Source organism: Rhizobium mongolense subsp. loessense, from assembly GCF_900099775.1.
Lineage (GTDB): Bacteria > Pseudomonadota > Alphaproteobacteria > Rhizobiales > Rhizobiaceae > Rhizobium > Rhizobium loessense.
Genome location: NZ_FMTM01000012.1, coordinates 141,976 through 151,798 on the forward strand (window position 1 = coordinate 141,976; position 9,823 = coordinate 151,798).

Sequence of the window (9,823 nt, forward strand, 5' to 3'; positions counted from 1 at the left end):
CGGCATCTGCAACCTCTATTACTTGGCGGCTTTGGCGTCTTCCATAAGAACGGCGCGGACGTCCACACCCTCGCCCTTGTAGCGGTCGAGATTGTCCTTGGTGATGAGCGCCTGAGGGGTTGCAACGACGCGGGGCAACTTCTGGCCGGCGACAAGGCGGAGTGCTGTCTCGAGCGCAACTTCGCCCGTCAGCACCGGGAAGCTGTCGACCGTGCCGGTCAGATCGCCGGCCTTGATCGACGCATAGGCATCCGAAATGCCATCCGTGCCGAACACCGCGACCTTGCCTGCAAGACCGGCGGCCTTGACCGCCTCGACGATGCCCAGCGCCATGCCGTCATTATTAGCATAGAAGCCGATCAAATCGGGATGCTGGTTTAGGATGTTGGTCGCTGCATCATAGGAGGTCTGGCGATCCCAGTTTCCGGGAACGCTGGCCACGACTTGGAACTTGCCGTTCTGCGTGATCGTTGACTTGAAGCCGTCGGTGCGCTGCACGGCAGCGTAGACGCCAGCCTGGCCTTCGACGATCGCCACCTTGCCGCCCTCCGTACGATTTTCGATGAACCACTTGGCGACGCGCACGCCGTTGTCGCGCTGGACGTTGCCGACGTAATGTTCCGCCTGAGGAATTACGGCGTCGTTGACGTTCACGACCGGCACATTGGCGGCTTTGGCCTGCTCGATTACCGGCTGCAGATTGGCGTCCGTCTGCGGTGAGACCAAGAGGACATTGTAGCCCTGAGTGATCAGGCCTTCAGCGATCGTAAGCTGGCCGAGCTGGTCGCCTTCACTTTGTGCTGCTTGATAGACGACAGGCACGCCGACCTTTTTGCCGAACGCTTCGTAGCCTTCACCGAGCGAACGCCAGTATTCGTTTGTCAAGGTCTTGGAAACCGCGCCCGCCTTGGTGCCTTCGGGAAGCTTGGGGAAAGCGCCCAGCTTGGCTTCAAGCTGTGACCAATCCATCCTGTCCTTTTCAGTGTCGGAATTCAACGGGGCGAGGTCCTGTGCCAAGGCAGCACTGACCAGAAAGCTTGCCGCGATGCTGGCAGCGAGGGTCGTCTTCAAAAAGTTCTTCATCGGTTCCTCCCGGGTGTTCAACAAACACGCCTCCGGCGTGCCTTAGGTTACAAAGGGTCTTGGGCTCCAACAAAATCAGGCGTTTGGGCAGCTCAGCCGAGCATCAACTCTTGGATGACGGCCTGAGCGGACACTGCGTCCTGTCGGGCAACCGCGCCGGAAAGCCGATTGTCCTGCTCGAGGCGCTCCACGACAGCAAGCATCCGCTTGACGGTCTGGATATTCACCTCGCATTCGTGCACCGGATCGAGACCGGTCATGTCAGGGAATGTGTCGAAATAGATCGCGCCGTCATAACCATCCTTGCGGATCTGGCGGAGAAGCTCGATCGTTTGCTGAGTATGCACAGCACCGACCATAAGGCCGTCATCGCGCTTGGCGTAGCCATCGTTCAGATGAACGCCGAGGACACGGCTGTGGCGGGCGATCAGTGCCGCGGCAAAGGCAGGCTGTTCATCGGCATAGAGCACATGCGCGAAGTCGAGGGTAACGCCAAGATTGGGCATGTCCACGTCCTTGATCGCCAGAAGCGTTGTGGCCGCATCCGGCATAAGGCTAAAGGAGCGTGGCTCATTGGGCTTGTATTCGATACTAATGAGGCAATCCGTATCATGGGCGCAAACTTCACGAATTCCTTCAACTTCGTGTTCCCACAACAAATGGTAGTCCGCCTGGAAAGCATAATCGAAACCGTCCTGACCAAGCCAAAGGGTCATCAAGTTGCTGCCGGCGGCGCGGGCTGCATCAATGCCTTTTTTTGTCAGGTCAATTGCTTCGCGACGAACGATTGGGTCAGGATTGGTGAAGGCACCGATCTTGAAGGCCGGGTTAGTATAATAGCGCATGGCGAAACCATTGATCGCCAGTCCTAGGTCGCCAATCTGGCGCGCCAGGAGCGCTGGATCCGCCGTAACATGGTCTGGATAATTGAGATCAAGGTCGGTCAGGCCGGCGACCTTTGCAGCACGCGTCGCCATTTGCAACATGGTCGGTTTGCCGGAGAGGTCCGGCCACTCGGCATGTGGCTTGGAAGCAAAAGAGTTCAGGCGGGTAGCGAATTTCAAATTGGTCACGATTTTCAGCTCACTTGGTCGATGGGTTACTACTTCACAAATTAATCCGTGTTTGTAAAGTTATTAATGTTGTGCGGTGCACCAATTCGTGAGGACAAGATGCCCGGTGCATGAATTTTCGACTTGCTGCTCGGTGCTGTAGAACTCGTCAAAGCAGGCCCCGGAATCTTGAAAAGTCCGTGGTTGTTTGATCGACCTGCGACAACCGAAGAGGTCGTTGGACATGACCGCTTTGACCTAGGCTCGAGCGGCATTCAGGCTGCTAACCGCTAAGTTTGACGACCATGCCGAAGTAATTGCGGCCTAAGCGGCCGACGCCAAAGAATGGTCAGCTCAATCGAGCGCACAAAAAGTTGCCGACAGGGTATCGCCGGCACCCGTCGTGTCGATGACCGGTCGTCGGGAACGGTCGACACCACGACTAGCGCAGCGCCCTCTGCAGGCATGCGGCATGTCGATATTTTTCGTCCTATGGAAGGTCTTGGTATGGCGGCTCCTCCAGGCTTCTATTTGACTGCGCCCGCAGTCAGGCCTTTGACAATGAAGCGCTCCAGGAAGATTCCGACGAGCACAAGGGGCATGATCGCGGCGGTCGCGATCGCTGCCATCGACCACCAGTTGATCCCCTGCGACCCGGTCTGGCTCGCCACCATTACCGGCAGAGTCTTTGCATTGGAGCTCGTCAGCAAGGCTGCGAAGAAATATTCATTCCAGCAGAGGATCACCGATAGGATGAAAGCCGCCACCATGCCCGGCAGTGCAATCGGTAGGACAATGCGCACAAACGCGCCCCAGATCGAGCATCCATCGACCAAAGCCGCCTGCTCAAGCTCAACCGGAATCGTGTCAAACTGGTCGCGCATGATCCAGATGACGATCGGCAGCACCATCAGCGTATAGACGAGCACGAGGCCGATCAGCGTGTCGAGCAGCATGAGGTTCTTGTAGAGAACAAGAAACGGCATGGCGAGGACAACGGGTGGCAGGATCAACTGCGACAGGAAGAAGAACGAGATGTCCTTGTTCGTCATCCAAAGAAACTTGTATGAAAACCGGCTGAGCCCGTAGGCCGCAAGCGAGCCAATGACGACCGCCAGGAACGAGGCGCCGGCAGAGGCGACGATGCTGTTGAGAAACCGGCGTAGGAACTCGTCGCGCACGGTGGATGGGGAAAGCAGAGTATCGGGCGAGAGGCCGAGCGAGCGCCAGCCCTTCCAGTCGGGCGTAAAATCGATAAAGGGGATGAGGTGCCCCTGCGTGACGTTGACCGCCGTCTTGAACGAGGTCGTGATCGTCCAGTAGATCGGAAACAAGGAAATGAAGGCCCAAAAGATCAGCGCAGCGTAGATCAGCAGGCTGGGCGTCAGGAATCGTGGTCGGCCGGGCCAAAGGCTTCCGGACCGCGACAAAGGGCGCCTCACGGAAGGGCTGGCTGAGGATGTGTCGGTGGCGTTGACCATAGCAGGTGCCTCAGTTGGATTGCTGCATCCATCGGCTGGCACCTTTGAGGATGAGCGCGACGACGATGATGATGACAACGAGGTAAAATTCAGCGAGCATGGTGCCGTAGCCCACGTTCGAGCGGTCGCGATATTCGCGGAAGATGAAGCTCGACACGGTGTCGGTCGCGCCACCCGGCCCCCCTGCCGTCACGTTGATGACGATGTCGGCGAGCTTGAGCTGGAAAATGATGCGCAAGATGACGACGGTCAAGCTGACCGGCAGCATTAGGGGAAAGGTGATCTCCTTGAAACTCTGCCAACCGGAGGCGCCGTCCACCTTCGCCGCTTCCTTCACCTCCGCCGGCAGCGCCTGCAGGCCAGCCAGGAGCAGGATCATCATGAAGGGGATCGATACCCAGGCATCCATCGCCATGATGGAGGTCCGCGCCAGCCAGGGTGTTGCAAAGAAAGCAGGATTGTCCCAGCCGAGGTGGCGGGCGAGCGTGGCCGCCGGACCAAAGCGGTATTCCATCAGCGATTTGCCGATCATCCAGCTAACGGCCACCGGGCTCAGCATCAGCGGTAGCAGGAAGGCCACGCGGAAGAACTTGCGCGCACGGATCTCCGCATTCAGCAATAGAGCAAGCCCGAAGGCGATGGCATATTGCACCAGCACCGACAGGACATAATAGACCATGTTGAGCAGCGCGTTCCAGAAATAGGTGTCCGAAAATAGTGCGCGAAGATTGTCGAGCCCGTTGAAACGACGGCCGGCGACAGCACTCAAGTTCCAGTCCGTGAAGGCGATATAAGCGCCGAAGACGGTAGGAAACACGACCATTGCCACTGTGAAGAGGACCGCTGGCAGCACGAAGACAGCGCGCTGCCCGTCTTCACCACGGATCATGACCTGCGCGGCACATAGCGCACTCGCCCATATAATATAAGCGAAGAGCAGCGGACGCCAGTTGACAAGGCCAATTGATGTTGCACCGGTGGCTTCGAGAACCTGCAGGACGAGCGTCGCAAACAGCAACGTGGTCGCGGCCCACAGTAGTATGCGGCCGCGCCGCGCGCCGCTGATCTGAACCGCCGTTTGCTCGGAACGCGTTGCAGCGGGTGGGATGCCTGCTGGCATTATGGTATGGGACATTGACAAACCTTCGACGCATGCTCTTCAGGCATGGATGAGAGCCAGGCGTCGCGGGCGACGCTTGGCTGTTCAGCTTAGGCCCCGAGCGAGGCCTTGTAGAGCGCGATCTGCTTGTCGCGGCCGAGCTGCTCGGTGATCTTTTCCCAAGCGGCAGCGATTGCATCGGCTCCGGCTTGTGCGCTCGCCTGACCGGCAAAAACCTTCGCCAGTTCGTCTTCGGCCACGCTGTAATACTGGAAGATGCCCGGTATGCGCGGTTCGATGGCCGCATTCGGATGGTTGTAAGAATTCGACTGGGAAGCAAGATAGCTCGAGATGAATGCTTCGTCGTAACCGGCTGCCACCCATTCCTTGATATCGAACTGACTCTTGCGGTAGCATTGGAAGCCGGATGGATACGCCGCAGTCCAAAGAGCAAGATCCTTTCCACCGAGATGGGCTGCCGCACTCCAGGCCGCCTTCTTCTTCTTCTCGTCGCTGTCAACGCGCGCCATTACGTAAACGCCCCAGCCGAGATAGGCCATGTTCGGCGCGTGGTTCGGACCGCTTGCGAGCTTGTCCCACTGGCCGGTCTTGGCGTTGTAGACGTCGTCTGAACCCGGCAGGATATCGAATCCGATTGTATCGCCAACAACCGAGCTGTCGCTGGTGCGGGCGCTGGAGCCTACATCGCCCCACCAGGAGACCATGGAGCCCGTGCCGGCCAGAAACTGCTGGAAGGCGGTCGTGCCCGGATCGGCATTAAGCTGGTCGCCGGCTTCCGACGGCAGGGCGTCGATGACGTCCTGAATTGCGCGAACCCATGCCGGATTGTTGATGCGCGGCTTCATAGTATCCACGTCGAAGAGCCAAGCTTTGTCGTCTGGGTGTTTAGCGTAGGCCGTGGCCCTTGAGCCCAGGAAGTAGAAGCCAAATCCGCCCCACGCCTTTGGTGCATCGAGATAACCGATGGCATCCGCGCCGCCGATCTTCTTGCCTTTGAGAAACTTGGTGGCCTCCTGGACCTTCTGCCAAGTCTTTGGCACCCCCCATTCGCCCTCGTGGCCTTCGTCTTTCCAGGCCTTAGCGAGTGTCTCGTCGGTAAAATAGTCAGTGCGATAATTGAAGTTGTGACAATCGCCATCGACCGAGATGCGGTAGGTCTTACCGTCCCAGGTGCCGACGGGCGCTTTCAGGTAATCGACATAGTCATCCATGTCGATCTGCGCCTTGACCCAATCGGGCATTTCCGACGCCAGTCCCTTGCCACAAACATCGCCCTCAAACGGAGCGCCCATTTCCAGGATGTCAAAATCGACGGTACCCGTGGCAATTGCCTGCTGCAGGCGCGGATTGTAGTCGGCCTGGGCCAGATCGATCCATGTGATCTTGGCACCGGTATAGGCCTCCCACGGCTTCAAGAAACCGCGGAAAAGGACGTTGTGGAGATTCTGGTTATTCAAGCCCATGAAGGAAAGTTCGACGCCCGAGAACTCGCCCTGCTTGACGTTCTTCTTGGTGGCCTCCAGGCACATCTCACCAACTTTCTGCCAGTCGGCGTCCGTTGGCGATCCTTTGCCCACGCCTGGAACCTGCAGAATTTGACCCCGCAACGAGGTGTCCTGTGCGAAGGCTGTGCCGAACGGGCTGATGACACCACCCATGGCGGCAACGGCACCAATACTGGCACTGGTCTTTAAGATAGCGCGCCTGCTCAGGCCGATTGCCATCATTTTCTCGAAATCACTGACTTTCACGTGGTTCTCCTCCCGTTGTTGAACAAATGCCACGGTGTGGCTAAGCCGCTTTCTCCAAAGCGTCTGCAAAATTTACCCGAGCCGCGTTCCGCTCTGTGCATCGAATAGATGTACGCGATCGGCGTTGGGCGTCATCGCGATCAGGTGGTCTGAGGGCTCTTTGACCCGGTCGCGAAATACGCCGATGACCTTCTGCTGCCCAAGCCTGGCAAAAACCTGGGTCTCAGATCCGGTGGATTCCACCACCGAAACCTGAGCTTTGACGTCACCGCCAAGCGTAAAATGCTCTGGTCGGATCCCATACCAGGCAGGACGCCCATCTGACCCTGCAGGCACGCTTGCCAGCGGCAATCGAATCCCCTCGCCGGTCTCGAAAAAAGGCTCCGAGGCAACGCGGATGTGGCCCTTGATTAGATTCATGGACGGCGATCCGATGAAGCCGGCGACAAAGGTGTTGGCGGGATTATCGTAAAGCGTCATCGGTGAGCCGATCTGCTCAACGCGACCATCTCTTAAAACCACAATCCGGTCGGCCATGGTCATGGCCTCTACCTGGTCATGCGTCACATAAATCATGGTTGTTGCCAGACGACGCTGCAACTCCTTGATTTCCGCTCGCATCTGCACGCGTAGCTTGGCGTCTAGATTGGACAGTGGCTCGTCGAACAGGAACACTTTGGGATCACGCACAATCGCCCTGCCCATCGCAACCCGCTGACGCTGCCCGCCAGAAAGCTGCCGGGGATATCGCGCGAGGTATGGTGTGAGATCTAGGATCTCGGCAGCCTTGCGCACATGCTCTTCAATATAAGCCTTGGTTTCGCCGCGCATTTTCAGTGCGAAGCCCATGTTCTCGGCCACCGTTTTGTGCGGATAGAGGGCATAGCTCTGAAACACCATGGCGATGTCGCGGTCCTTCGGCGGCAGACCGTTAACCACTCTACCGTCGATCTTGATGTCGCCAAAGCTGATTTGCTCAAGGCCGGCGACCATCCGCAGCAGCGTCGATTTCCCGCAGCCGGATGGCCCAACAAGAACGACAAACTCGCCGTCCGGGATTTCCACGGATACCCCATGGATCACTGTCAAGCTACCATAGGCTTTGCCGACGTTGTCGATATTCATCGATGCCAAATTGTTCTCCTCAAACGGCGTCGCGCTCTCCTCGCTACGTCCCCTCCAGGATCCCGCTCAACGGAGGCGGCGGGAAGCAATGCGCTTCACCACCGCCGTTCCGGAGATCCTGGGAGGATATCGCCGCGCATCAAACTTCACATGATACCGTAATTTTGTAAAGTGCGTTGGGTAAATAGTTCGCAATTTTTTTATGAGCGGTAATCAGTCAGTAATGCCCGGGGAAAGCTCGGACTTGCATGCAGCCGCGATCACGCCCGAAACGAGGAGAGGCTTAGGGACTCACCCCCGCTGTGTCATTGCGAACATTACGGAGATGCAGTAAGCCGTAAAGAACAGGGTGTTGTCGCTCGGGAGGAGAATTAAGTGCTAAAGGGAATCGATCCGGTCATAAACGCCGAACTGTTGTACGCCTTGATGCTTATGGGACATGGTGATCAATTGGTTCTGTGTGACGTCAACCACCCGGCTCAGACAATCGCTCGGCATACAACCTACGGCCGCCTGATCGATGTCTCGGGATGTGGCCTCGCACGGGTTGCGGAAGCTGTCTTAAAACTGTTTCCTCTCGACACTTTCGTCACCGCACCGGTAAAACGCATGCAGGTTGTCGATGACCCAGATGCTCCCATGCCAATTTTCGAGACTATGCAGTCAGTTGTCGATCGAGCCGAAGATAGGCGCGTCCCCATAGAAGCCTTAGAGCGTTTTGCGTTCTATGAGGCAGCAAAAAAGTCGTTTGCAATTGTAAGAACCTCAGATATGGGGCCCTATGGGTGCTTCATTTTCAGCAAAGGCGTCGTTTAAGTCCGGTCCGACAAAAACGACATTCAGCGAGGCACGCCGCGGGTTGACGACCCATTATCGACGCCGACGGGCGTCCAATCACGTTGATATAGACAGTCGGTCAATCTCATAGCGGACGCTCCGGCTGTGGTATGCAGGAAAATCAGTAATCGGGTCGGGCGCATCACCCGTGCCGGCTGCCGCCTTGCCGACGGCCGGGGCGATGTCGGGGATCAAGCGTGGATCGAAGGGCTTGGGAATGATGTGCTCGGTACCGAACGACAGCACTTCTCCCCCATTGGTATTGGCCAAGGTTTCATAGGCTCGACGCGCGCTAGCGCCGCAATGGCTGACACTGCCGCCATCTTCATATCTTCGTTGACTTCGGTCGCCTGGCAGTCGAGCGCGCCACGCAAGATGTAGGGGAAACAGAGAGATTGTTGACCTGATTGGCGAGGTCGCAGCGTCAGTGGCGATGATCGCATCGGCCGCGCGGCTTCCACAACGTGCGGCATTATTTTCAGATCCGGATTGGCCAGCAGTTTCAGCCATCGGGCTTGAATTCAGCAGGGGCGGATAGGCCCAGAAAGACTTCGGCCAGCTTACGGGCATCGGTCCGATGGGCGAACCGGCGCATGTCGGGCAGCATCGGGGTATTGCGCTCGGCATGAACGACGCCGTTGATGTCGGTCAGCGTGATCGGCTCCGGATGACAATGATAGTCGTGAGCGGCTTGGCGGACGTCATCGATCATGCCGAAATTCTTCAAGAAATGTCGGGGAGCGGAACGAGCGCTCCCCACTAAACAACGCTATTCGGCGAGTTCGCGCATGACCTTGATCAGGTCGGACTTGCCTTCGAAGCCGATGCCCGGCAGTTCCGGCATCGTGATGTGGCCGTCGATGACTTTGCGCAGATCAAACAAGTTCGGGCTGTTACCCAGCTTGAAATGTCGCTTCTGGTGCCCCGGAACAATGATCTGAAACCGGCGATCGTCTATTTTCCGGTGGCGGGTTTATCTCGGCAGAGCATGAAAAATTCATCGATCTGCGGATGGCACTTGCAAAGGCCGGTTTCGTGGTCGCAGCCGCGCAATACCGCACGGTTCCCAACAAATATCCGGCACTTGTTGAGGATGGTAAGGCGGCGATCCGCTATCTGCGCGAACACGCGGAGGAATACGGTATCGATCCTGCCCGTATCGGTGTGCTCGGAGATTCTGCCGGTGGATATGTCTCGCAGATGATGGGCATGACGAATGGAGACAAGACCTTCGACAAAGGCCAGTTTCTCGACAAATCATCCGAAGTCCAGGCGGCGGTGACGATGTACGGGATATCGAACCTCTTGGAAATTGGCGCCGGCTTTCCGGATGAGATCGCCAAGGTCCACCAATCACCGGCAGTGACCGAGGCG

At 57.6% G+C, this 9,823-nt stretch carries 10 protein-coding genes; 2 read left to right on the top strand and 8 right to left on the bottom strand.

Annotation, left to right across the window (positions count from 1 at the left end; all coding sequences use genetic code 11):
• Window positions 1–18 precede the first annotated feature (18 nt).
• The 6 genes from BLP23_RS27900 to BLP23_RS27925 all read right to left on the bottom strand — a co-directional run bounded on the left by BLP23_RS27900 (window position 19) and on the right by BLP23_RS27925 (window position 7,621).
• On the bottom strand, window positions 19–1,083 hold the full coding sequence (locus BLP23_RS27900) for a sugar ABC transporter substrate-binding protein (RefSeq protein ID WP_092587978.1): 1,065 nt from the start codon (window positions 1,081–1,083) through the stop codon (window positions 19–21).
• A 92-nt stretch (window positions 1,084–1,175) separates the two neighbouring features.
• On the bottom strand, window positions 1,176–2,147 hold the full coding sequence (locus BLP23_RS27905) for a sugar phosphate isomerase/epimerase family protein (RefSeq protein ID WP_167364010.1): 972 nt from the start codon (window positions 2,145–2,147) through the stop codon (window positions 1,176–1,178).
• 515 nt (window positions 2,148–2,662) lie between these two features.
• Window positions 2,663–3,616 carry a carbohydrate ABC transporter permease gene (locus tag BLP23_RS27910; RefSeq protein ID WP_236772787.1) on the bottom strand — a complete coding sequence of 318 codons (954 nt, stop codon included), beginning with the start codon at window positions 3,614–3,616 and terminating at the stop codon, window positions 2,663–2,665.
• A gap of 10 nt (window positions 3,617–3,626) precedes the next feature.
• Window positions 3,627–4,751 carry a carbohydrate ABC transporter permease gene (locus BLP23_RS27915; protein WP_092587980.1) on the bottom strand — a complete coding sequence of 375 codons (1,125 nt, stop codon included), beginning with the start codon at window positions 4,749–4,751 and terminating at the stop codon, window positions 3,627–3,629.
• A 74-nt stretch (window positions 4,752–4,825) separates the two neighbouring features.
• Window positions 4,826–6,463 carry an ABC transporter substrate-binding protein gene (locus BLP23_RS27920; RefSeq protein WP_210263338.1) on the bottom strand — a complete coding sequence of 546 codons (1,638 nt, stop codon included), beginning with the start codon at window positions 6,461–6,463 and terminating at the stop codon, window positions 4,826–4,828.
• A gap of 96 nt (window positions 6,464–6,559) precedes the next feature.
• Window positions 6,560–7,621, bottom strand: coding sequence for an ABC transporter ATP-binding protein (locus tag BLP23_RS27925; protein ID WP_167364007.1), 1,062 nt, complete (start codon window positions 7,619–7,621; stop codon window positions 6,560–6,562).
• Window positions 7,622–7,987: 366 nt separating this feature from the next.
• Between BLP23_RS27925 and BLP23_RS27930 the strand changes: the two genes are divergently transcribed.
• On the top strand, window positions 7,988–8,428 hold the full coding sequence (locus BLP23_RS27930; RefSeq protein ID WP_092587982.1) for an RbsD/FucU family protein: 441 nt from the start codon (window positions 7,988–7,990) through the stop codon (window positions 8,426–8,428).
• Window positions 8,429–8,506: 78 nt separating this feature from the next.
• On the opposite strand, the gene BLP23_RS33920 is transcribed toward BLP23_RS27930, so the two are convergent.
• On the bottom strand, window positions 8,507–8,959 hold the full coding sequence (locus tag BLP23_RS33920; protein WP_167364008.1) for a hypothetical protein: 453 nt from the start codon (window positions 8,957–8,959) through the stop codon (window positions 8,507–8,509).
• Window positions 8,952–9,161 carry a hypothetical protein gene (locus BLP23_RS27940; RefSeq protein ID WP_092587984.1) on the bottom strand — a complete coding sequence of 70 codons (210 nt, stop codon included), beginning with the start codon at window positions 9,159–9,161 and terminating at the stop codon, window positions 8,952–8,954. The genes BLP23_RS33920 and BLP23_RS27940 overlap by 8 nt, the downstream gene beginning before the upstream one ends.
• A 299-nt stretch (window positions 9,162–9,460) precedes the next feature.
• Here BLP23_RS27940 and BLP23_RS27945 point away from each other — a divergent pair.
• Window positions 9,461–9,823: alpha/beta hydrolase fold domain-containing protein (locus tag BLP23_RS27945; RefSeq protein ID WP_233426835.1), on the top strand; the 363-nt coding region annotated here is incomplete at its 3' end.

What these genes read in the sequence shown, in the direction of transcription:
- BLP23_RS27915 (WP_092587980.1), bottom strand. Translation starts at nt 4,751, where the DNA reads ATGTCCCATACCATAATGCCAGCAGGCATCCCACCCGCTGCAACGCGT.
- BLP23_RS27940 (WP_092587984.1), bottom strand. Translation starts at nt 9,161, where the DNA reads ATGATCGATGACGTCCGCCAAGCCGCTCACGACTATCATTGTCATCCG.
- BLP23_RS27910 (WP_236772787.1), bottom strand. Translation starts at nt 3,616, where the DNA reads ATGGTCAACGCCACCGACACATCCTCAGCCAGCCCTTCCGTGAGGCGC.
- BLP23_RS27920 (WP_210263338.1), bottom strand. Translation starts at nt 6,463, where the DNA reads ATGATGGCAATCGGCCTGAGCAGGCGCGCTATCTTAAAGACCAGTGCC.
- BLP23_RS33920 (WP_167364008.1), bottom strand. Translation starts at nt 8,959, where the DNA reads ATGGCTGAAACTGCTGGCCAATCCGGATCTGAAAATAATGCCGCACGT.
- BLP23_RS27900 (WP_092587978.1), bottom strand. Translation starts at nt 1,083, where the DNA reads ATGAAGAACTTTTTGAAGACGACCCTCGCTGCCAGCATCGCGGCAAGC.